The organism is Ruegeria sp. SATB045 (assembly GCF_059613525.1).
In genome coordinates this window covers 47,165-68,554 of sequence record NZ_JBXWSR010000037.1, presented here as the reverse complement: position 1 = coordinate 68,554, position 21,390 = coordinate 47,165, and the positions used below count along the sequence as shown (strand labels likewise).

The window sequence follows — 21,390 nt, the reverse complement described above, 5'->3', positions numbered from 1 at the left end:
AACTAAGACTTATTGATTGGCGGATTCGAACCGGCGCAGCAGTGCGTCACCGCGCTCTTTTGCGCTGTCCATCGCTTCCTGAGCGGTCTTTTCACCGGACCAGACGGCCTCAAGCTCTTCGTCGATGATGCCGCGAATCTGGTCGAACGATCCCAGACGCAGACCTTTAGAGTTTGCGGTTGGTTCCTTCGCAGTCATCTGGATCACCGCGATGTCGGTGCCGGGGTTTTCATCATAGAAACCTGCAGCACGAGTAGCTTCACCAGCTTCGGACGTGATCGGAAGATAACCGGTATTCTGGTGCCAAGCAGCCTGAACGTCCGACGACGAAAGGAAGCTCAGGAACTCGCCAACGCCTTTGTATTCCTCGGGATCATGGCCTTCCATTACCCAAAGCGATGCGCCGCCGATAATGGTGTTCTGCGGCTCGCTGGTGACTGCCTCCCAATAGGGTAGCGGGCGTACGTCGAACTCAAACTCAGCTTCAGAGCTGATACCGGCATAACCAGCCGAGCTTTCGGTGAACAACGCGCATTCACCAGCCCGGAAATTTGCGCCACCTTCGTTTCTGCGCCCGGTATAGATGAACTTGCCATCCTTGGCCCAGTCACCCATTGCTGTCAGGTGTGCGACCTGCGCCGGACCGTTCAACATCAGCTCGGTATCCAGACCGGCAAAACCGTTGTCCTGCGATGCGAACGGAACGTCGTGATAGGCCGACAGGTTCTCGAGGTGAATCCAGCTTTGCCAGGCTGTCACCAGTGGGCAGTCCTCGCCGCCAGCCTTAAGCTGCTCAAGTACGTCGCCAACCTTTTCCCAGGTCGATAGGTCTGTGTCCGGATCAACACCCGCCGCTTCGAAGGCATCGCGATTGACCCACAGCACCGGTGTGGACGAGTTGAAAGGCAGTGAGAGCATTTCTCCGTCCGTTGTAGTATAGTACCCTTTGACAGCGCCAATGTACGCGTCAGGATCAAACGATGCACCACTTTCAGCCATCACTTCATAGACGGGTTTGATTGCACCTTCGGCCGACATCATCGTTGCAGTGCCCACTTCGAAAACCATTAGAATGTGGGGCTGCTCACCGGCGCGGAAAGCCGCAATTCCTGCGTTCAGAGTTTCTGAGTAATTGCCTTTGTGGCTTTCGACCACGACGAACTCATCCTGGCTGGCGTTGAACTCTTCGACCTGCGCTTTAACAAGCTCACCCAGTCGGCCGGTGAAGGCGTGCCAGAACTGAACTTCAGTTTGGGCCATCGCCGCCACGGGGGACAACGCAGTAGTTACGGCGAGAGCGCCGAGAAATTGCTTATTCATGTTTCCTCCCATGCATCAGTGTTGATGCTTCGTTGAATACCGACCGCAACGCGTAATCAGCACACATGACGATTTCCCGACGTTAACGTCACAATTTTATAATTCAAGCATTTAATTTTTGAGAAAAAAATAACATTACATTATAAACTTGCAAAGCAAACAACGAACCAGGTTCAAAACATGAGTCAAACTTTGAGGATCCGCCAATTGGAAGCGCTCATGGCAGTTTCTACAAATGGGTCGGTCACTGCTGCAGCTACGGATCTGGGGATAAGCCAGCCTGCGGTCAGCCGACTGCTTTCTGATCTGGAAAAATCGCTTGGCTTTCAACTTTTTGATCGCCGTGAAGGTCGCTTAGTGCCTTCGCAGGAGGTGCGTTATCTGCAACCCAGCGTAGAGCGTGTTTTGGAGTTGATGAAGCAGATCTCGGACGTTAGCCAAGATATAACCCAACGCAAGGCGGGACACATCCGCATCGCATGTTTGCCCGGGTTCGCCACCAGTCACCTTCCCAACGTCATCGCCAATTTTTTAGAACATCGGCCAGGTGTAACAATGACGATCGAACCAGACAGACCGGAACGCATTCTCGAGTGGATGATCGGTGAGCAATATGATTTCGGAATCACAGATAGTTTTAACGGGCATCCGGCCGTCGAAAGCAGAGACATCGATGTCCGCACAGTTTGCGTGTTTCCTACCGGACATGAATTGGAAGAACTCTGCGAGGTGTCACCTACGGATCTTGCGAATGCCAAGATTATTCACACAAGGCGCGACAGCGACTTTTTTGGGAAACTTTCAAAATCGTTTCAAAGCGCCAACGTCAAACTCAATTCCCACATCGAAGTCAGGCAGTTCACGGCGGCTTGTGAGTTAGCTGTAAAGGGTGTTGGGATTTCCGTGGTCAGCGAGTTGGACGCCGTCCAATACGCAGACAACGGATTGAGCTACCGACCGTTCAAACCGCTCTTGTCACATACGCTTTCCCTTGTGCGTCCGGTTTTGAAGCAACCGTCATTGGTGACGCTAGAGTTCATCGAGCAGTTCCAAGAGAGCTTAGCCCCGTTCAAGGTAGGCAAACTCCATCACTGACTGTAGGGCGGCAAACGCCGATGTTCGCTACCAGTAAGCTGTACATTTTCGATCTTCATAGCTTGAAACCAATACTTGAGCATTTGGAATAGCCTCCGAGATCGATCTCTGATTAACAGTCAAAAACGGCGAAAAGCCGAGTGGTTCTTCAATTGAGCATGGATGATTTAGTTCCTAATCCTAAGGCACTTTAGCGCCCGTTTTGTCCGCAGTTCGGACGGCAGCGTGTGCTGCGGCAAATGGCTGGAAACCGCACTTCACGTCAGATATGTGGCGGCGGTTCAAGCGATGTGAGTGAGGATTGGCCAACCGAATATCGGAACCTCCCATTCACTTGCCGTTGTACGATCCCCCGGCTGTGTATCTGCTACCTATTTCGCTCGAACTTCTTGCCGACAGGTGTTCCCGCATAGAGCCACGGACGATACAACACGCGATATAGGTTTGAAACCGCCACGGTGCCGTCCTTCTTCGTGACAGCGTCGATTCCGTGCCGCATGGCTGGTGTGCGTTTCAAAGGTTTACTGCGCACGTTTGCCGGCATCTCGATAAGTTCGTCCGTGCCCGGAAAGCTTAGCACGCGTCGGCTCCGACTCGTCGAGGACGTTTCGTTGGTCGCATTTCGCAGGGTCACATATCCTCCGCGTAGATGGCGAAGTGATATAGGCTTCTCTGCGAAACACCGAAGCGCACCAACACGGTTTGCGGACACCCCCTATGAAAAAGTGAACAAACTTTCTTGGATTGAATGCGGTCCATCCAATCTTCTGATCGACCCCGCAGAAACATGCGAGTCAGAAGAATTCGAAACTCCGCTGAAGAACAGCGCAAACAAAGACGGAAAACCAAATGCCCTATGCGTCGTACTATTCTCTCTATGAACAGTTTCAGGACAATCTTATTCCAAATAGGTATGACCCGTATTGTCTGCAGGAAACGAGAACCCAAGAAACTGTTGAGGGGGTGATTGTCGATACACTGATTTCATTTGAAAACGGTGCCAAGGAGGTTGTTGTTGCACTCAGAAATCGCGACTACGGCGTATGCTACAGAGCATGGGACGATGAACACACTTGGGAATGTTCAACACTTGATAGAGTCGGCAACAAGCCCTTATGTGAAAAACAAGTTCTCTCTTTTCTACCCCAATTGCTACCGGTTTTGGACAGGGTGAAAGATCTGCTTCCATGGGAACATATACAAAAAATTCCTGTGAATTCGTTGAAGTCTGAAGAGCGACGCTCCATTGAAGCAAGTTTCCCGGGCATCGAAAATGTCAGTAGCGAGGCGAAGTCTGTATTTGGAGCAATGCTTCTCGCCCTCACCCAGGGACTTATTCGGGCGCGCGAAAAGGATAACGACATTCGGCAGCAAAATGCTCGTGAACGACGATTGGCGAAGCAGTTTCGTGAAGTCCCAGTTGGAACCATCATGGTTTGTACTGAAGGTTATCCTGCAGTCGGAGTGGTCTCAAACACGGCCGGAACTCGTACTAAACGAACCCTCCATGTCCGCACAGAATTTGCGGAATACCATGAGGATACAAACCAAAACGCCCGCAAATATTTCAAACTCCTGACAACTGAACATATGGACAAACTACCATCTGGAATTTTGTCTGCGCACGAAATCATGCAGGCCGTCATGGAATCCGAAAAACTGAAAACCCAGTTCCCGGACCTCTTGTAGCAATTCGGCTTCAGAGGATCTGATGCCTCGCATCCCCTGGTCTACAACGGCGGCAGGAGCCATTTGCAGTCGGCATCGACAAACAGAACCGTTTCGGTGGGCCTTGCGGGATGCTGATTGGTTTTGGTTGGCCAAGTTTTGGCCAACCGAGGCAGCAACTATCCACGCAACGACACGGAAAGGCGCTCTGCGTGCAATTGACGGCTCACGTCCTGAAGGGCTGCGACCAGTGCCGCAACCGACCTGCGCGCGGCTTCAAACCGTTGCCCGTCTTCAGAAAGATGCGTAATCTCGAAACCGCCACCTGACATACAATGCTCGTCGGCAACATATCCAGACTGACTTTCAGCGGCGACATGCGTGCTCAGCACTTGCTCGAACGCGGACACTTCGTCGAACGCGGCGCCTTTAAACAGGTCATCATCTCGAAGCCGCTCAAACCGGAGCGCGGCCGCCTGTAGTCTTTTGGGACAGGTGGAACGGGAAGTTGCTTCGTAGACAGCATCGCGCGCAGCACCCGCGGCAACCAGCGCTTCGTAGATCGCCTTTTGGATCGGATCGTCGAACACACTCATTGCCAGACCTCCCGGGTTTCATATGTGCCGAGTGTGTCAGGACAGGCTGAAGTCGCGATCCCCTGCCCTGTCATGGCGTCTTCCAACCCGTCGGTCAGGCGGCATATTTCCTGAACGTTGTCCGATGCCGGGTCAATCTGGGCAAAATAGCCAGCTTCAACCTGTTCAGCGTCATGAACATTCTCTAATGCCAACAGGCTACGCAGAGAATTCAGCTCGCGGCGGATTTTCGGCGTGGCATATCCGGCCTGCTCCAGATCACATGTGATCCTCAGAAACCGGCGCACCCAGGGTGGCCCGCCGAGCAGAAGAACCGCATTCTGCAGCGCCTCCGAATTGCTGGATAAGAAGAAAAGCAGACCGTTTCCGGCTGATGGGGTATCGAACATTGCGTTCTCCCTTGAATGCCCGGAGCGGGATGCCCCGGGTGACAAGTTCAACCGCTCCTCGGGCACGGTTGGGGTTTTTTGTTTTTGATTGAAACAGCACATCGCCTTTGGCGTTGCGGCTCTCATGGAGAGGAGCCGCGAAGCCAACAGGGGAGTGCTGCATCGATAGCCATCAGATCGGTATTCGCACCGCTTATGTCGGTTCGGAGTATCTACGATGCTGGCGTCGCACTGGCCTGATACGGCATTTGCGACTACTTCCCCGCTTTTCAGGTTGTTCCAACGGAGATTGGTTTACGCCATGGTCCGCCCGGCCCAGGTCATTGGCCTCGCGCAGTTTCTTCGCTGCCTGAACCTGCTTGCCATTGGCCCGGTAGGTTTCCGTCGTCGTGGTCGACGCATGGTTCAGGACGACACTGGCGAGGCTGGCTTTCTCCGGCACCTGAGACACGATGAAACCGGCAATGATGTTGCGGATGACTTGCGGTGTGACACGTTTGCCAAAGAGCTTCTGGCATTGATCGCCCACAGTCTGACTCAGGTAGCCGGGTGCGACCGGCTTTCCGCGGCTGCCAACAAACAGAGCGGTTTCCCGTTGCGGAGCAACTGAAGCTCTGTGGTCCGCCACATAATCCAGTAACTGCTTTCGAACCTCCGGCGTCAATATACGTTCATCGCGTTTCTTGTCCTTAGTCTCGTGGGGCGATAGAAAAAGGCGCGTGAAGTCGGCATCAAAATTCTCCCTCAGATCCAGAGTCGCCAGCGACTCCCGTCGGATCGGCGAATTCACGAGCAGGCTGATCGCAAGCCCGGTGCGTGCCAATTTGTTGGCTGTTGTTTTGGCTCGGCACCCAACAGCAGCTTTGTGATGGCGCAGCGCCACTTCGGAACAGCTGATTGCCGCCTGGCGCAGCTCGGCCAGATCGACAAGCCGGGCATCACTGCGGGAAGGCTGCAGCGCCATTTTCTTTTTTAGTACGCGCAGAACCGGATCGAGCCATGTCCAGTCCCGATCCCGAAACGTCGCTATGCCCAGTAACTTCAGGCGCTGTATCTCCCCATGGACCGTTGCCAGAGAAACGTGGCCCGCCCGAAACTCCGCCTGACGCGCATCCAGGCGCCGCTGCACGGTGGTTCTTGTGATCTCTTCTTCCAGTCCCTCTTGCCGGCAGAAATCGAAAAAGGACCAGGCCGTTTGCAAACGCGATTGCAGCGTATCGGATGTCCAGGCTTCCACCAGAATGCCATCATTGAGCCCCTCGGAACAAAAATGCAGCTTTGGCTGGGCCTCTTCCTGCCACAATGCTGGAAAACGATGCCAGTTGCGGTCGATTTCGCGTTGCAGTGCCTTCCGCTTGCTTTCCACTTCGACCTTGTTTTCCCGAACAAAGACCGCCGCCTCGGGATAGACGGCCTGCAGCGCCTGCTTGGCTGCGGCCGCGATTTCCGGCCGCAGATGCCCCAACCTGCGCTCAACCAGCGCCGGCGTGATCAGGTCCGGTGGCAGATCATCGCGATCTGCCTCCAAAAGCCAACGGCCAAGCCCCTGCTCAAGCCGCCGATGCTGATGTTTTGTCGCGCTTGAAAACACCTCCTCGAACTGGGCCCGGACATCCTCGGGCCAGTTGGAAGGTGCCATGGAAAGGCGGTATCTTGGCATATCTCAGCCCTCCTTCTGTTGTTCGAGCATGACCTGGAAATCCACATGCGAAACGACGCGACGCGTATATTGGTCGAGCAATTGCAGGTAGTTTTTCTGCGCGACGATCTTGCAAACCTGCGCATAGTAAGACTGCGTGGTCTCAATCCGCTTGTGCCCCAGCACTTCCTGCACCAGCCCCATAGCACTCGGATCCATGTCGAGGATCACCTTGCCGGCGATATGGCGCATCACCTGCAGATCCATGCGCAACTGGCAGTGTTTCCAGATGTGCTGCCGGAAGCGCTGGGACAGTTTTTCCTTGGTGATGTAGCCGAGACCCGTCGGATAACCGCCATCTTCGCCACGTTCCTTGCGCTCACTGGCCGCGCCGGGAAAGAGATGCGGGTTTTCCGGGTCGGCATTTGCATTTTCAACAAAGAGTGGCCGATAGACCTCGATGAAACTCTTCACCATCTTCACCGTCTCCGGATCTATGGTGACATGGATCGACCGGAGGTTTTTCAACTCCGCCCCCGGCAGGATCAACGTTCCCTCCCCTGCCCCCACGGGAAAGCTGAGGTGACTGTCATCACCGAAGGCTCGCAACCGCGCCAGGTTGGTACGACGCATCGGCGTGACACGTTGTTCGAGCTGGGCGATCAATGCGGAACGCGCCAGTGCTGCCTGGGCCAATGTGGGCCGGTTCTTGCCCCGGCGCGTCCATGCCTCGGCTTCACGCCACAGGACAGCCGGTGCCTGGAACCAGCGCCTCAGCGCCGAGTCTTCGTTGAACTGGCGCAACATCGTTTCGTGATGACGGCCGATCTTGCGATCTTCGTAGACATAAGCCAGCGTGCCATCGGAATTGATCTTGGTGCCAACGACGCTTGGGTCCAGCTTGAGAGTCAGTTCCCTGACGGGTTCCAGGATCTCGACGGGCAGTTCACAGGATTTGCCAACCGAGTATAGTGCCTGGATCAGAGAACACTCATACCGGCCTTTTTTCTGGGCCTCCCAACTGTCTCCCCTCGCCTCGACGCGTGCACGCCGCTTTTCGCGAATGGCTGCAACGACAGCCAGAAGGCAGTCTGTGCGGAAAAGATCGTCCAGTGTCCGCGGCTTTTCCAGTACTTTGGGACTGGTCTGAGCCGCGTGCCAGACCCGCTTCACCGCATCTCGAAGGTTGCGCTGTGTGCCTTTCTCACGGGCGAGCTTTGTATCGGTTGACCCAACCCCCAAGGAAAGTTCACCCAGTCCCAGATCGTCTTCATCTTCAATGAACGAGGACCAGGCTTCATCCCCTTGAGGGGCGACCATTCTGTCAGTGAGTGCGTCGATACGCGACCGTATCGGTTCGGGAACCTCATCCCAGGCCACGTCCGGAAGCCTGTTCTGAGGATTGGTGGTTTCAAACTGCGCGGCAAGCAGGCCTTCTTGAACAATCACTTTGTTCCAGATTTTTGCTGCCCGGCGTATTTTTTCGATGTGGCCGGAGGACTTGGTGGCCTTCTCATAAGCGACAAAACCGGCGATGAGCTCGGCCTGTACCTGACCAGGCACGAGACCATCGCGATCCGCCCGAACCGCGAGCCGGCGAAGAATAGCCAGCTCGGCGTTACAGGATTTCGGAATCTCTGCTTCCAACTTTGCGAGCAACTCCTGCCAAACCTTCGGGAGGCCTTTGACATCCGCCTCCCGTCCGGACACGGCGTTGGGATCGATCAACTCAACGGCGGAACGGATTTGCACAACCTTGTTCCTCAGCGTCTTGGCTGTCCGAACTCCGAGATCTTCCGGCACCAATGCGCGCAACAGGGGTTCGGTAACCACGGCTGTCGCGGTAATGTTTGCCGGTGATGTCGCCTGAGCGGTCGCAAATTTTCGGATCGATTGAACTGTCCGTTGACCATGATCAGAAGCGCCCATGGCTTCGACCGCATCAATGGCGTCCGCCAAAGTTGGCAACTTACCTTTGAGCCGCAATACCAGGTCACGGCGAAACCTGTCCGACCAGGCGCGTTGCGCCCGTTTGACGTCGCTCAGGATTTGAACATGTCGCGGGCCGAGCTTACTGCGCAACTCCGGCGTGGGGACTGTGGTCGCATCGAAGAACTCCGAGGCTGACAGGTTCGTTCCACCTGATAGAGCCGCACGCAGGTCACGCACGGATTTGATCGTGACCACCCGCGTGCTTGCGTTCATGGGTGTCAGACGCAAAACAGCAATCACGTCTGCAACGGTTCCTTGAGGTTGGGTATTATCCAGCATTTTCTTATCTTTCTGATTGGGATGACGGGGATGATCTGAAAGTCCGTTCACCGGGAAACGGGCTTTCAGATCCTCATCGGATCACTGGCAGGGGCAGACATCAGCAACCCCTCTGCGTCATCTTCGGACACGGGGCGGCATAAGCAGACATCGGGGTAAAAAGGTCGGCCTGCATTCCCACACAATGGAGACCACCCAAAATCCCCGGGAATTCTAACCCATTGAATTAATGTGAATTTATTCTGCGTCATGTTTTGCCACCCGAACGCAGTAATCGACCCAGATATCCTGCATTTCGCGGGCAATGCCCTGGTAATTCCACAGGGCCAGCGCGGTGATCTGCCACCGGCCGTTCTTGCGGTTGCCCTGTAGCCGGCCATCAGCGAGATAGCGTTGCACCTGGCGCTCGGACTTGCGCAGAAACTCAGCCGCTTCGCGGGCCGAGAAGGTTTCATCAGGGGATACAATCATTCGGGGTCTCCATTTCCAAGTTCTGGAAAGGAGGTGGCTCCCTGAGCTCTAATCAAAAAACATTGGCAGAAAATACTGACACGACCGGACGCCGCGAGTCGTGGGATGTCAAATACGGACATCCGGTGGTCTTTCAGTTTCGGTGGCAGAGGTCTCCTTTTTCGGGAGTCGTCACGCCATCTCTGAACTGGCGCACGCCGGATCAGATCGACCCGGTGTGACAGAGATTCAATTGCGGCAGGAGGTTTCTGTTTGTCTATAGAAACTCATCACGCGCATAACGGCGGGGCTTCAGATTCCGCTGCAGTGCATTGAGAAGAGCCAAACCACTTAATGGTTGCTCTCACTTTGGGTTCACAACGGGCCTTTTCCGCTGCGCGACATCGGACCGAAGGGATGTGACATTCGACAGTGGGAACTGGAGAGTTCCCTCAGACCCTGTAGGATCGGTGTTGTGACCCAAAGGGCAAAACCGTCTGACGTCCGACAGCGCTTATGGATCAAGAAAGCGGCGACACCGCCCAGCCCTTTACCATAAATGTTGCACATTCTCCTGTTTCATTCTCTGAAGTTCATGCTTGGAACGTGATGAGAACAAGCCTGCTTCGAACAATTTTTCGAGGTGGGCTTATTACTGTCTGTTTAACTTTTTGAGAACGGATTCACGATCCGAAGCGTGTTTTCGACAAGAAGCCCACCATCCATGTCTTCTGAATAAAGTGTGCTGCAACCGCTCACGAGTGCAGCAGAAACGATCATTGCGTCATATACAGAAAACCCGTAGCGCTCACCAAGGGCACTCCCAACGTCGTGTATTTCCGTGGTGAGCTCCACGACGTCGCAAATATCTCGAATACCATCCAAAAAAGTGCCTACTTCCTCCCAAGACATTCCAGCTTTTCGGATACAATTTACCAGGGCTTCATTCAGAACCTGAACACTAACCTTTCCACCGGAACTCAAAACCTGTTCGGCAGTATCAGCTTTAACACTTCTGTCGAGGAGATACAGAATGACGTTTGTGTCAAAGAAGTCACCTCGCATGAGCTTCATCGCGGCTCATGCGCTTTGAGGCGGGAAGCCGCCCACGGAATTGCCTAAACTTCGCAAGAACCTCTTCTGGCCGAGGGTGACGGGACACAGAGAGGCCCTCTTTGTCAGGATGTAATTCAATGCTGTCACCCTCTTTGATACCCAACTTCCGCACCAAATCTGCGGGCAGTCGAACCGCAAGAGAATTTCCCCATTTTGCTACTTGCATGGCACCTTCCAATCATCAGATGATACACATCTATTAATGTATATCATTTGGGCCTGGTTACAAGGTCTCAGTTTGCAACATTTATGGTAAATGGCTGGGACACCGCCCGCCCCTTTTTGTCTATGCGCGCAGTGACACGGACAGGCGTAGGGCCCGCAAATGAAGGTTCACTTCATGGAGCGCGGCATGGAGCGCCGCGGTGGACGCCCGTGCGGTTTCGAATTTCTGGCCCAGATCCGAAAGATGCGTGACTTCATGGCCTCCTCCGGACATGCAATGCTCATACGCTACGTATCCCGACTGTGTCTCAGCTGCGGCAGCCCCATCAGTAAAGCGACATCTTCCATCACAGGTTCTGTGAACAGATCCCTGTCACCGGCCTGGAAGAAACGTTCCGCAACCGCAAGCAGTGTCTCCGGGCAATCGGAGCCGGACATTGTATCACACACAGCATTCTTGGCGGTGTCTGCAACCGGTGCAGCGATTGCAGACCGCGACAGACGTTCGGCGTGGCATATCCGGCACACTCAGGATGTCTGAGACAGCTTTTGCGTTCAGCCCTGCGCGCAGCGAAAGCGCCCTTTGGGACTCTCCACTGGTCTCGAGATATGTCTTCAATTCCTGTGCAGGGGTCAAGATCCTGGCTCCGTCATGTTGTTGGTGACCGGTCATTCGAGTTCGAGATCCGGCCTTCCCTGGTCAGGCCGGACGCGAAGCTCGAAGATCGCGAGCCACTCGTCTTTGATGGTCCAGGATTTCCCCAGTTTTGCGGCTTGCAGCTTGATCACCCCGTGTGGCGTCGGGCAGCCATGATTGATCCAGTCCCGGATCGTGTGGGGATCGCGCCTGAAGATTTCGGCGATTTCATTCACCGAGTAGTATTTGGGAGCCTGCATCCTTTACCTCCTGTTTTTATGAGGAGGAATTGGGTCCAATCGGTGCCTGGCGGAAATTTCGAAGGAAAGTTTTTGCCGTTGATTACCCCGATTTCGATGCAGTCGAGCCCAGATCGAACCACCACCGCTTCAACACCTTTTGGGTCACGCCGGTAATAGAAACCCTATTTCCGGTCCGCCCCAAATCTTCCAAACCAAACCTCAATTTCCCAGATTTCCGGTGCAGACACAGGTCATCGCCAGCAACGACAACACGGAGACTGGCGATGACCATCACAGATACCAAACGACACCCGCAAAGAGACGAGACGGGGCGTTTCACCGGGCAAGGCGCGTTCGACAGTAACGCACCAGCCCCAGCGACGAATTTCACCTCTTTGGAAGATGCAGATCTGGATCTGCGGGAAGCCCTGGAAGCTGCGGACGAGATCTTGGCTCCATCGTATCGGGACAACACAATGGTCCCAACCGTCGTCTGTCGCGCCAGTCCTGGCGCAGGTAAGAGCCGACTTGCAAGACTGCTCCTGGCCGAAAAGGAAAAAGGCGGCACCGACCAGCATGTGTCCTTTCACCTGCCAACCCTCGCGTTGGCCGAAGAAGCCGCGTCAGACGCACGGGCTTTGGGTCTGGATGCCCAGGCGATCCGGGGGCGTTCGGCACCGCACCCGGATGGGCGGAGACGCATGTGCGCGCGAGCTGAGCTGGTGGAGCGGGCCAACCGCCTTGGTCTCTCGGCACAGCAGAGCTTCTGCCGACGCGAGGAGAGTGATGGGACCGCAAAGCTCTGCCCACATTTTGAGGAATGTGCCTATCTCAAGCAGTTCAACAACGTGACGAAATACCGTTTCCTTGCGACCAGCTATCTGTCCCTGCCGGACCCCACGGAGAAATGTGATCTGCGGATCGTCGATGAAACCTTCTGGCAGCAGTTCCTGTCGATCCAGAATGTGTCAGCGGCCGCGTTTACAAATCCGCGCGCGCATTTCCCCGCTGCAATGGCCGGGCAGCACGCCAGCTTGCTGGACGCCGCGAAACAGGTTGTTGCGGCTTTGATGGACAATGCATCCCCGTTGTCTTTGTCCTTCTCCAGCGAGGACTATCTGCGCTTGCGTGACTTGGAATGGATGGGGAAAGCACCCTGCCCCGACCTGTCTCCCGAGCAAAATGAGGCGTATCAGGCAAAATTGCTTGGAAAAGCGGAACAGAACCACCGGTATGTTTCCAGGTTCGCTGCGCTTTGGGGGGTGCTGGCCGATGCAAAGGCAGCGGGCCTATGTACGACTGAGCGTTTGAGGCTGATTGTCGAGGACGACGCTTTCTTCATCCGCGTGCTGCGTCAAAAACCACTCAGGCATAAGGAACCCATGCTGGTCCTCGATGCCGATGCTGACATCGGCATCCTGTCCGCGCTTGAATGCGACATCCGCAAAGTTCATGACGTCACGCTGCGCCCTAATGCGCTTGTGACCCAGCTGCATGATCGCAGAATGACGAATGGAAGCCTTCTTAGGAATTCCGGCTTGCGCGAGAGCTGGCGGCGGATCATCGCGCGGGAGGTTCTGATGGATCGCCTGGACAAAACCGCTGGCGTCCTTGTTGGCGCCACGCGGAAGGTTGTGCGGGCCTTCTTCGAGGAGGCAGGTCATGGATTCGAGGGCATGTCCGAAACGGAAATTTCGGAGTTCATGCTGGACACCAAGCTGCACGGCGCGCAATGGCTCTGGTTCGGTGGCCGGGCCCTGGGGTCCAATCGTTACCAGAATTGCTCAACCGTTATCGTCATCGGGCGGGAAGAACTCCCGGTTTCTGCGCTCGAAGACCAAGCTCGCGCGCTCTGGGGAGACACACCCAGGAACCCGCTAAATCTGCTGACCTCGGACTCACTGGGCCAGACGCGCATGCCCGAAGAACCGGTTTCTTACGAGATTACTGATGGCTCGTCGAAAGCCGTTCTGGTGCCGTGCCACCCGGATCAACGCGTGCGCCGACTGCAGTTGCAAAGCCGCGAGCTGTCGACGCGCCAATTGATCGAAAGGCTGCGTCTGGCGCGGGCAGACTATCCAAAGAAAGTGATCATCGGCTGCAACATCCCGATCCCGGGTATCCCGGTGGACAGACTGGTGCCCTGGCAGGAGCTGGAACCAAACCGTCTCGATGCCGCAATTACAGATGGCTTGCTTACGCGCGGCGCGATCCGGATGTCGCCGCAGGGTCTGGCCGACGGAGCGCCGAGGGTGTTTTCGAGTATCGAGGCGGCGCGCACATTTCTGAAACGTGGCAGGGAAATGCCAAAGTTGCGTAGTTCCATGACAGCAACCCATAACAACTGCGCGCGCATTGTCGTCGCCGAGATAAAGCGCGTGGCCCGGTACGCGAGATCGGAAATTGTGATTTTTCTCACCCAAAGTGACCCAAAAAAGGAGACTGCCGAACGCATCTGGGGCAAACTCAAGCACTTCCGGTGCATGTCGGAATCCGAACTGAGTGTTTAAAGGGATCACTTAAGAATATGTCGGCGGCGCGGGACAAATTCGCCGCTCACCAGACTCAGCCAGACGACGGTTAACTGAGCTTTACAGGTCTTCTCTCATTGTGACGGCTTCGCAAGTGCAACATAACTCCGCGTGTAGCGAACGGCGCAGTGCGGCCATTAGTCAAAATTCAAAGCGGACGACCGCTAAGGGCACCTTTTTTGCAAAATGTGCTGGTCACAGGTGGGTTTCATAAACCGTTTTTGCAAGCTGCAGATATTACTGGTGATTGAAACAATTAGCGCTCATGCAGTTGCCCACGCAGCGCAGCAACTGCAGACGGAAGATCGTCCTCGAAACCGGGAATGAACGCCTGCTGGATCGCGGCATTCAACGCGTCGTCGGCAGCAGCCTCGGCTGCGGTGGCCGATCCGGAAAGGATCTCGAACTCCTCAAAGGCCTCAAGGACCAGAAGCGGCTCTCGCAGGATGCCCTGAACCGTCATGCTGATCGACATATGTTCGACCTGGTTGTTGTTCTCCGGCGGGCCAACAAACTCGGGTGCAAAGCCGGAAACGCCCCAGATCGATGAGTTGTCCAGTGCGATCCCGGTTTCGTATTGCCAGATCGTTCCGACATGGAACCGCGTGGTAAATCCGTGGTTGAACAGCTTGATATGTGTGAGTGGGTTGCGGCGCGAGGACCCCACAATCAACTGCTGCCAGAGGTAGAGCGCCGCCTGCTCCCTTCCGCGAATGTATTCCGAAGTCTCCAGCATGTGCTCCGGCGGAACTATATCAATCAGTTTGATTGCTGCCTCGAACAGGTCAAGCGCCGTGTCGAGCGCCGTGTCATCAGTGCCGCCCCCTGACATATCGGCCAGCTTGAAGGCGTGAAACCGGGTGTAGGCCCCGCCGAGCGCTTCAAGGTATGGTTCGCCCTCTTCTGACGCAAGCGCGTCGACAACGCGATAGGCATCCCAACCATCTGCGCGCAACTGTTCGGTATCCACGTCCCAGAAGGTCGATGGAATCTGGCGGCCGAAATCACCGGTTCGAAGAGCGAGCGCCCTGAGCCCCTCGGCATACTCCATCAGTTGCTTTGATGTGACCACACCGTCATCGAGGCGGGCGAGATGACCGGAGATAGAAATGTCGCCCAGAACTGGCTCTTCGCTCAGCTGAGCATCTCGCAACGCCTGTTCCACTTGAACTCGGGTCGCCTCGGCAACAGGCGCCGATCCTGTTTCGGCTTTGGAAACTGCGCTACCTTCCAGCCGTTGCTCCGGAAGACCGAAGAACAGGAACCGAACCTGTGGAACGGCCAGAACGACGACCGCAAAGGTCAGACAGGACAAGGTCCCAGCCCATGCCAACCATTTCATAACTCATCCGGCCCCTGTACAACGCGATTATTTCGTAAGCGCATCGAAATCGGATGTATCCACATTGGCGACAGCTTCCTGTGCGATCACATCGTAATCCGTCGCTTTGTTGGCTTCCTCAGCGACTTCGGCTGCAAGCGCAGCCGAGGTCCCGATAGTCGCGGCCGTCCGCACTTCGTCTTCGCTGGAGTCGCAGGCGGCTAGCACACTCAGACAGATGACGATTGCCGGTGCCAGAGCTCGTCTGTTTTGCGACATCACTTGGTGTAATCCTCGAACCCTTCGACATTGCCGCCGATGACTGTGCAGTTACCTGCGGCTTGAATTGTCGGCTGGTCCCAGTTGACATTCCAGTTCACGACGACGGTGTCGCCGTTTTCCGAAGCGGGGAACACAGAAATTGCAGCATTGGGCAGATCGGCGAACTCAGGAACTTGCCAAAGGTAGTCGTGACAGGTTTTGAGGGCGTTGGTTGTCTGCCTGTCAAAGGCTTGAGCAGCATTGGCTGCAACCACGAGTATAAGACAGGCGCCGATAGTTTTTAGCATTGAAAATGTCCTTTCAGATTTCCATATCAACCAGCTTAGGCTCAAGCTTAGTTCGCCATCAGACTTCGTCAAACAGAATAGGTTGTTTCTGGGCCTTCAATACTTGCGCTGGACCGACGAGCCAGCACCGCTACTGCTTCTCTGCGTCTTGTTCGGAAAGACCCTTACCCAGCATAGCGTTCACACGGTCGAGTTCCGCGCTCGCTATCTCCCCGATAGAGGTTCCCTTCAATCCGCCAGCTGCGACCATGGCAACCTCCAAGGGGTACTCGGCATCGACCAGTGCGACAAGATCCTCGGCATTGCCATCCTCGGTGGTTAGGTCCGTCAGGATGTCGATATAGGCTATTATTGCACCGTTCTGCGCTGGCGAAACCAGTTCCTTTGGCGGCAGATCGCTCAATAGTGTTTCGGTGACCAACGAGACGTATTCCTGTAGCGACATAGCTGGGTCACCCAGGAGTCGACGTTGCATGTAGACCATCCTGACGCTCTTCCGGTTCAGGACTTCGTCCATGATTTGCGCCGCTGCTTTTTCGACCGAAATCAACCCGCCGACGGGTCGAAAACGTCCGAGCAAGTCCGGGTCAGCGAATGCATTGAGGCCATGGATGGCTTCACCGGTAAGAAACTCTACGGCCCGCCTCTGCTCTTCAGGGTCTACATAGGCGAACGGTCGGTCGTCGCCGGAGGTCTTTGTAACACCGCCGATCAGCTTGCCGACGCTTCCAGCGAAACCGACATAGCGATTGAGCGCGTCTCCGTAGGTCTCCTCCAGCATGGCTTGTGGATTGCGCGCGTCCTCTACTGCCAGGGGCAACGCCGCAAGGCTCGCGTGCAGCGCGGCGATCCCCGCGCGTGTTGCCGAGATCCTGTCTGCCCCAATGTTCTCAGTCTGAACACGAGGATCGAACTGGGCAAGATACTCCTCGCCACGTTCGCCTGCTCCCCAAATGAGTTCCGGGCGCTCCTCCGCTTCCGCCGCGATGGAATCAAGCTCCTCTGCGTCGACATCCGAGGAATACCCCCATCGGATGGCGTGCCGATCGTAGGAGCCAATGATAGGAATGAGTTGCGTGACGCCATCATCCGGGCCCGCCACGTAGTTGAACCGCCCATAGGCCATAATGGATGACGTGCTGCCGTTCTCCGCAGTGAATAACGGGTCCCTGAGCTGTGCTGTCGACCAGGCCGTCGAGGCGCGGTGGTTGTGCCGCAACCCGAGCGTATGGCCTACCTCATGTGACACGACGTACCGCAGGATGCGCCCCTGCAATTCCTCCGGCAGCGGCAGTTTGGCCGCGGCGGGATCGGTCCGGTGCATCAGCAAATAGTAGTAGCGGCTGAAAAGGTTCACGACGTCCGGCCAAACCAGAATATGGGCGGAGAGAATCTCGCCGGACCGGGGGTCGTGAATATTCGGCCCCATCGCGTTCTGCACCGGCTGTGCAACCCAGCGGATCACGCTGTGGCGAACATCTTCCGGGGACCAGTCCGGGACTTCATCCCGGCTTGGCGCGTCACGCGCTATGATTGCATTGGTGAAGCCCGCAGCCTCGAAGGCGGTCTGCCAGTCCTCAACCGCTTGGCGAATGTAGGGACGCCACCGATCAGGGATTTCGCGGGACAGATAGAAAACGATCGGTTCAACCGGGTCCGACGGGCGTGGTGCATCCGGATCGGCGTGTTCCAGGCGGAAGCGAAGTGCGGCACGGTCGCGTGATTGCACTTCGCCGAACGCGCTTTCAAAAACCAGATATTCGGTGAAGAAAAATCCAACCCGGTCGTCATAGGGGCGACGCTCCATCGGGGTTTCTGGCAATACGGCAATCGAATGCGCCGTTTCCAACGAAATCGGCTGTGCCAGCCCGGCCTGATCGGTCGCTTCGAAGGTCAGTTGTGAGCGGACAAAGAGGTTGTCGGGATAAACTGATGCTTCAGCAACATAGGATCGGTCGGGGTCGTTCGGCCCGGGAGCGAGGCCCGTAGATGCCAATTGGGCGGCGACCGAGTAACCCGCGATATCGCCCTCGAACACCTCCTGCAAATCCACAAGTACGGCGCCAGTGTCGCTTTCCGCGAGGATCGGGAAATCGACTATGAGGGGACCAAGGTTGGCACGTTCCACAGCGAGGTTCACGGGGCGAAGCCTGTCACGTTCGCCAGTGTAATAGGGATCGCCCGAAACCTTTTCGAACGAGGTCCCTGAAAGGGACCGCACCATGACCCGATCGGGCCGCCGTTCCAACTGGATCAGGCGGGCCCCCAGGGCGTTTCCGCCAAATGCCACTGCGTCGGTAGGATATCCGGAAACTTCGGCGTACCAGATCAGGCTGCGTTCGAACATGTCGCGCGGTATCGCAAGCAACAGATCGCCGTCTTTTTGGTAGAGGTCGAAAGCTCCAGATCGAATCTCGGCACCGGCTATACGCTCCTGAAAGCTCGCCGATTGCGCCCCGGCATTAGCGGGCATCAGCAGACCTGCAAAGGTAATGCAAAGTGCGAATGCCAGGCGCATAATGGGCCTCCTTGTCGACGATTTTTCGAGCAAGCTCACGTTTTCAGAGATCGGACGTTCCAGTCTGGTAGTGTTGCAAGTGTCCGACATTCGAAAATGCTAACACTGAAGTATGAATTTGAGAATTCACAAAGCCGCCATAGGCCGTATCCGCGGCCAAGCTCCGGAAACCGCCCAACTTAACCGCTTCTGCGTCCATGCCCGCAGGGTCTGCATGGCCGCCGCTAGTGCGGCATGCAGCATCGGTCAATTTGAGCTCACAGCTGACCTTCTCCGCGGCGCGGTAAAGCTCAAACCGTCTGACGACCGACACCACTGATGGATCAAGGAAGGGGCGACCCTGCCGCCCCTTTTTGTTTATGCGCGCAGTGACACGGACAGGCGTTCGGCCCGCAAATGAAGGTTCACTTCATAAAGCGCGGAATACAACGCCGCTGTGGACGCCCGCGCGGTTTCGAATTGCTGGCCCAGATCCGAAAGATGCGTGACCTCGTAACCACCACCGGACATGCAATGCTGATCCGCTACGTAACCCGACTGTGTCTCAGCTGCGGCAGCCTCGTGCAGCATCCTCATCAGTAATCCGACATCTTCTATCACATTTAAAGCGATCAGTTCGTTGTCTTCGGATTCGAAGAAACGTTCCGCGACCGCGTGCAGCATCTCCGGACAATCGGAACCCGAAGTTATATCAAACACAGCATTCTTGGCGGTGTCTGTAGCGTTTAGCGCTGTAAAAAGCGCCTTATGAAGGGGATCTTCGAAAACGCTCATTGACCGACCTCCACTGCGCTGGCGATGCACTGGAGCGGACCGGTTTCGGTCTTTGGGGAATAGAACATAGTGTTCTCCCTTTATTGCCTGGGGCGGGATGCCACAGGTCCAAATGCAACCGCTCCTCGCGCGCGGTTGGGGTTGTAGGTTTCGAATTGAAGAAGCAGTTGCCTTTGGCGTTGCCGCTCTCAACCAACAGAGCTGCAACGCCACATGGGAACGCTCGGCAGGTCATGATCAGGCAATTATTGAAACCGGCACATTCAGCCGGAGCGGTGCAACTTTATCGCCAAAATCGGGGTAAATTTTCGCAACAGGGGTTTGGTTCTCGCACGCGCACCGATTTTCTTGTACCCGGGCATTTCCACCGTTTTTATACAGGTATTCCGCCGATGATCTTCACCCGGGTATTTACGTGTATGTCGCTGTTGGGGTCCCTTTCGGGTGCGGCCCTGGCCGACGACATGAACGCCCTGACATGGACCGAGCAGAAATGCGTCCTTTATCAACGTGCCTGGGATTGGGCCTATGTCAGTGTCGACCCCGATGGCATCGGTGAAGAGTTCATCGCGGACAATATCGCATTTGTTTCCTCAGGCTGCACTGAGAACATCGCCGTCTGCCCCCGAAGCGACGCTGAACATGAAATGGCAAACATGCTGACGGTGATGACAATGAGTGAAGGTATGGCAAGCACGTTTGTCCCGTTCGCATGCCCGGAAAGGCTGGAGTAGGTTTCGGCGCAGCGGCGGTGATGGGGTGGAGGCGACAACAGGACCGGCCGCCTCCCGCCTGGGCGGGGATGGGTGTTTGCCCAGACGTTGGAAACAGTCCGTAAGGTTCTCTGCCCGTCAGAAAAAGAAGGGACAAAACAAAGACGTGGGTATCGATGTAAAATGGCCACAAGCCGCGTGACCCCTGCCGGTTGCAAAGTGGAGGTGGTTTCGAGCAGATCCACCTCCACCAGCCGGGGTCACCGCGCGTAGCCCACTCACCTAACCACGCACGCGACGACGACCTCTCGCCACCCGGACAACCGACCCGGTCGCCCTACTCAGGCTGCACCAGCGTGCCATCAGACCGAATGAGTCGTCAACGGCGGGTGGCTGCAGAGCTTAGCGGCATCCAAGCTTCAACTTAGGTTTTGCACGCCACCCCTGCCCACGGAGGGATCACGATAGCCTTATTAAGCCGTTCCCTTGGGGCCGCCGCGCTCGCGGCTATCCCCACACATAGGCAATCTCAACAATCACCCTCTTTCCAGGCCCACGATTGCGGCCACGGCAATCGTGGGCGTCGTCGTCCCCGCCCAATGTCAGGTCCCCAGCGCTTCGAAAACACGGCAATCCGGCGTCCTTCAGGTTTTCCAGAGAAGAAATACGCCGCCTCGCGTTGAAAAAGTCTTGCTGCTCAACATCTCGCTTGAGGTCTTCAATAATGCTGGAAACCAACACACCTGTGTCTTCCGACCTGAGAAAGCGCGCACTCAGATCTTCATTGATGCCACCCAGTTTTCGGAAGAGGCAGGACAATGTCTTGTTCCAGCTCTTACCTGTCTCCACCCATTCCGTGCGATAGTCCGGGTTCTGGATATCCGCCCGGTCGAAACGCTCGGAGCAAACGCCAAGGACTTCCAACCTTGGATATTCACTGTCTCCGAGCTCGCCACGAACCCCGTATTTCGCCATATCTACAAACTCTTCGAAATCTTCCGGCTCAAATGCGAACCTCGCGGCCAGTTCCGCTTCGTCCAGCAGGATCGCTTTGCTTATATAGTGCTCGCTCATCAGGTTGCCCTTTTGTTGTTTTTTGGGACGCCGCCCGGTTTCCGCACCCGCCCGATCACCTTGATCGCCCAGTGCGATCATAAGGTTCGGTCGGTATCGGATTTTGCAAAGCCGGTTTGGTGGGTTTTTCTGAAAAAGATTTTGTGCTCCAAGAAATCTGCCGTCTGAACCCCGACCCACCTCTCCAGGCTGCGGCGCGTCGCAGCGTGAGGCAAGCACTCAACACTGTTCCAAAGAATACAGATGTGACACATCGAAGATCGTGAAACGGGTGGAAGCCGGCGCTGCCAATCTTCCCGGAT

Annotated in this window: 20 protein-coding genes; 4 read left to right on the top strand and 16 right to left on the bottom strand. The window is 55.8% G+C overall.

The window, feature by feature from the left end:
* Window positions 1–9: 9 nt before the first annotated feature.
* On the bottom strand, window positions 10–1,320 hold the full coding sequence (gene ugpB, locus AC2FNR_RS19970) for a sn-glycerol-3-phosphate ABC transporter substrate-binding protein UgpB (RefSeq protein ID WP_496851008.1): 1,311 nt from the start codon (window positions 1,318–1,320) through the stop codon (window positions 10–12).
* Between the two features lie 180 nt (window positions 1,321–1,500).
* Here ugpB and AC2FNR_RS19965 point away from each other — a divergent pair, with 180 nt between their 5' ends.
* Window positions 1,501–2,415 (top strand): LysR substrate-binding domain-containing protein, encoded by a 915-nt coding sequence (locus AC2FNR_RS19965; RefSeq protein WP_496851007.1) that lies wholly within the window; start codon window positions 1,501–1,503, stop codon window positions 2,413–2,415.
* Between the two features lie 367 nt (window positions 2,416–2,782).
* On the opposite strand, the gene AC2FNR_RS19960 is transcribed toward AC2FNR_RS19965, so the two are convergent.
* Window positions 2,783–2,995 carry a hypothetical protein gene (locus AC2FNR_RS19960; RefSeq protein WP_496851005.1) on the bottom strand — a complete coding sequence of 71 codons (213 nt, stop codon included), beginning with the start codon at window positions 2,993–2,995 and terminating at the stop codon, window positions 2,783–2,785.
* 269 nt (window positions 2,996–3,264) lie between these two features.
* Between AC2FNR_RS19960 and AC2FNR_RS19955 the strand changes: the two genes are divergently transcribed.
* Window positions 3,265–4,104: a hypothetical protein gene (locus tag AC2FNR_RS19955; RefSeq protein WP_496851003.1), complete on the top strand. Its 840-nt coding sequence runs from the start codon at window positions 3,265–3,267 to the stop codon at window positions 4,102–4,104.
* A gap of 158 nt (window positions 4,105–4,262) precedes the next feature.
* On the opposite strand, the gene AC2FNR_RS19950 is transcribed toward AC2FNR_RS19955, so the two are convergent.
* The 8 genes from AC2FNR_RS19950 to AC2FNR_RS19915 form a co-directional block, all read right to left on the bottom strand.
* Window positions 4,263–4,679, bottom strand: a complete 417-nt coding sequence (locus AC2FNR_RS19950; RefSeq protein WP_496851001.1) for a hypothetical protein — start codon at window positions 4,677–4,679, stop codon at window positions 4,263–4,265.
* Window positions 4,676–5,068 (bottom strand): hypothetical protein, encoded by a 393-nt coding sequence (locus AC2FNR_RS19945; protein WP_496851000.1) that lies wholly within the window; start codon window positions 5,066–5,068, stop codon window positions 4,676–4,678. Before AC2FNR_RS19945 ends, AC2FNR_RS19950 begins: the two co-directional genes overlap by 4 nt.
* Window positions 5,069–5,261: 193 nt before the next feature.
* Window positions 5,262–6,728 (bottom strand): site-specific integrase, encoded by a 1,467-nt coding sequence (locus AC2FNR_RS19940; RefSeq protein ID WP_496850998.1) that lies wholly within the window; start codon window positions 6,726–6,728, stop codon window positions 5,262–5,264.
* A gap of 3 nt (window positions 6,729–6,731) precedes the next feature.
* Window positions 6,732–8,978: a site-specific integrase gene (locus tag AC2FNR_RS19935; RefSeq protein ID WP_496850996.1), complete on the bottom strand. Its 2,247-nt coding sequence runs from the start codon at window positions 8,976–8,978 to the stop codon at window positions 6,732–6,734.
* Between the two features lie 237 nt (window positions 8,979–9,215).
* Window positions 9,216–9,449, bottom strand: a complete 234-nt coding sequence (locus AC2FNR_RS19930; protein WP_496850994.1) for a helix-turn-helix domain-containing protein — start codon at window positions 9,447–9,449, stop codon at window positions 9,216–9,218.
* A 642-nt stretch (window positions 9,450–10,091) separates the two neighbouring features.
* The gene (locus AC2FNR_RS19925; protein WP_496851474.1) at window positions 10,092–10,493 is read right to left on the bottom strand and encodes a PIN domain-containing protein; all 402 of its coding nucleotides are present in this window, start codon (window positions 10,491–10,493) and stop codon (window positions 10,092–10,094) included.
* Window positions 10,483–10,710 carry an AbrB/MazE/SpoVT family DNA-binding domain-containing protein gene (locus AC2FNR_RS19920; RefSeq protein WP_496850992.1) on the bottom strand — a complete coding sequence of 76 codons (228 nt, stop codon included), beginning with the start codon at window positions 10,708–10,710 and terminating at the stop codon, window positions 10,483–10,485. Before AC2FNR_RS19920 ends, AC2FNR_RS19925 begins: the two co-directional genes overlap by 11 nt.
* Window positions 10,711–11,378: 668 nt before the next feature.
* Complete coding sequence (locus AC2FNR_RS19915; protein WP_050605659.1) at window positions 11,379–11,606, bottom strand: helix-turn-helix domain-containing protein; 228 nt, start codon at window positions 11,604–11,606, stop codon at window positions 11,379–11,381.
* Between the two features lie 266 nt (window positions 11,607–11,872).
* Between AC2FNR_RS19915 and AC2FNR_RS19910 the strand changes: the two genes are divergently transcribed.
* Window positions 11,873–14,098 (top strand): hypothetical protein, encoded by a 2,226-nt coding sequence (locus AC2FNR_RS19910; protein WP_496850990.1) that lies wholly within the window; start codon window positions 11,873–11,875, stop codon window positions 14,096–14,098.
* Between the two features lie 277 nt (window positions 14,099–14,375).
* On the opposite strand, the gene AC2FNR_RS19905 is transcribed toward AC2FNR_RS19910, so the two are convergent.
* The 5 genes from AC2FNR_RS19905 to AC2FNR_RS19885 all read right to left on the bottom strand — a co-directional run bounded on the left by AC2FNR_RS19905 (window position 14,376) and on the right by AC2FNR_RS19885 (window position 19,301).
* Window positions 14,376–15,461: a hypothetical protein gene (locus AC2FNR_RS19905; protein ID WP_496850988.1), complete on the bottom strand. Its 1,086-nt coding sequence runs from the start codon at window positions 15,459–15,461 to the stop codon at window positions 14,376–14,378.
* A 27-nt stretch (window positions 15,462–15,488) separates the two neighbouring features.
* Window positions 15,489–15,719 (bottom strand): hypothetical protein, encoded by a 231-nt coding sequence (locus AC2FNR_RS19900; protein ID WP_496850986.1) that lies wholly within the window; start codon window positions 15,717–15,719, stop codon window positions 15,489–15,491.
* Window positions 15,719–16,009, bottom strand: coding sequence for a hypothetical protein (locus AC2FNR_RS19895; RefSeq protein WP_496850984.1), 291 nt, complete (start codon window positions 16,007–16,009; stop codon window positions 15,719–15,721). The genes AC2FNR_RS19900 and AC2FNR_RS19895 overlap by 1 nt, the downstream gene beginning before the upstream one ends.
* Window positions 16,010–16,139: 130 nt before the next feature.
* Window positions 16,140–18,527: a zinc-dependent metalloprotease gene (locus tag AC2FNR_RS19890; protein ID WP_496850982.1), complete on the bottom strand. Its 2,388-nt coding sequence runs from the start codon at window positions 18,525–18,527 to the stop codon at window positions 16,140–16,142.
* A gap of 357 nt (window positions 18,528–18,884) precedes the next feature.
* Window positions 18,885–19,301: a hypothetical protein gene (locus tag AC2FNR_RS19885; protein WP_496850980.1), complete on the bottom strand. Its 417-nt coding sequence runs from the start codon at window positions 19,299–19,301 to the stop codon at window positions 18,885–18,887.
* Between the two features lie 155 nt (window positions 19,302–19,456).
* Between AC2FNR_RS19885 and AC2FNR_RS19880 the strand changes: the two genes are divergently transcribed.
* Window positions 19,457–20,035 carry a hypothetical protein gene (locus tag AC2FNR_RS19880; RefSeq protein ID WP_496850979.1) on the top strand — a complete coding sequence of 193 codons (579 nt, stop codon included), beginning with the start codon at window positions 19,457–19,459 and terminating at the stop codon, window positions 20,033–20,035.
* A gap of 486 nt (window positions 20,036–20,521) precedes the next feature.
* Here the strand turns inward: AC2FNR_RS19880 and AC2FNR_RS19875 are convergent, their stop codons facing one another.
* Entirely contained in the window at window positions 20,522–21,169 is a 648-nt protein-coding gene (locus AC2FNR_RS19875; protein ID WP_496850977.1) for a hypothetical protein, read from the bottom strand.
* Window positions 21,170–21,390: the final 221 nt, after the last annotated feature.

Excerpts from the sequence above, each read along its gene's own strand:
- AC2FNR_RS19945 (WP_496851000.1), bottom strand. The coding sequence starts at position 5,068 with ATGTTCGATACCCCATCAGCCGGAAACGGTCTGCTTTTCTTCTTATCC.
- AC2FNR_RS19905 (WP_496850988.1), bottom strand. The coding sequence starts at position 15,461 with ATGAAATGGTTGGCATGGGCTGGGACCTTGTCCTGTCTGACCTTTGCG.
- AC2FNR_RS19920 (WP_496850992.1), bottom strand. The coding sequence starts at position 10,710 with ATGCAAGTAGCAAAATGGGGAAATTCTCTTGCGGTTCGACTGCCCGCA.
- AC2FNR_RS19930 (WP_496850994.1), bottom strand. The coding sequence starts at position 9,449 with ATGATTGTATCCCCTGATGAAACCTTCTCGGCCCGCGAAGCGGCTGAG.
- AC2FNR_RS19935 (WP_496850996.1), bottom strand. The coding sequence starts at position 8,978 with ATGCTGGATAATACCCAACCTCAAGGAACCGTTGCAGACGTGATTGCT.
- AC2FNR_RS19915 (WP_050605659.1), bottom strand. The coding sequence starts at position 11,606 with ATGCAGGCTCCCAAATACTACTCGGTGAATGAAATCGCCGAAATCTTC.
- ugpB (WP_496851008.1), bottom strand. The coding sequence starts at position 1,320 with ATGAATAAGCAATTTCTCGGCGCTCTCGCCGTAACTACTGCGTTGTCC.
- AC2FNR_RS19955 (WP_496851003.1), top strand. The coding sequence starts at position 3,265 with ATGCCCTATGCGTCGTACTATTCTCTCTATGAACAGTTTCAGGACAAT.
- AC2FNR_RS19950 (WP_496851001.1), bottom strand. The coding sequence starts at position 4,679 with ATGAGTGTGTTCGACGATCCGATCCAAAAGGCGATCTACGAAGCGCTG.
- AC2FNR_RS19925 (WP_496851474.1), bottom strand. The coding sequence starts at position 10,493 with ATGCGAGGTGACTTCTTTGACACAAACGTCATTCTGTATCTCCTCGAC.
- AC2FNR_RS19875 (WP_496850977.1), bottom strand. The coding sequence starts at position 21,169 with ATGATCGCACTGGGCGATCAAGGTGATCGGGCGGGTGCGGAAACCGGG.
- AC2FNR_RS19900 (WP_496850986.1), bottom strand. The coding sequence starts at position 15,719 with ATGTCGCAAAACAGACGAGCTCTGGCACCGGCAATCGTCATCTGTCTG.
- AC2FNR_RS19885 (WP_496850980.1), bottom strand. The coding sequence starts at position 19,301 with ATGAGCGTTTTCGAAGATCCCCTTCATAAGGCGCTTTTTACAGCGCTA.
- AC2FNR_RS19965 (WP_496851007.1), top strand. The coding sequence starts at position 1,501 with ATGAGTCAAACTTTGAGGATCCGCCAATTGGAAGCGCTCATGGCAGTT.
- AC2FNR_RS19940 (WP_496850998.1), bottom strand. The coding sequence starts at position 6,728 with ATGCCAAGATACCGCCTTTCCATGGCACCTTCCAACTGGCCCGAGGAT.
- AC2FNR_RS19910 (WP_496850990.1), top strand. The coding sequence starts at position 11,873 with ATGACCATCACAGATACCAAACGACACCCGCAAAGAGACGAGACGGGG.
- AC2FNR_RS19890 (WP_496850982.1), bottom strand. The coding sequence starts at position 18,527 with ATGCGCCTGGCATTCGCACTTTGCATTACCTTTGCAGGTCTGCTGATG.
- AC2FNR_RS19895 (WP_496850984.1), bottom strand. The coding sequence starts at position 16,009 with ATGCTAAAAACTATCGGCGCCTGTCTTATACTCGTGGTTGCAGCCAAT.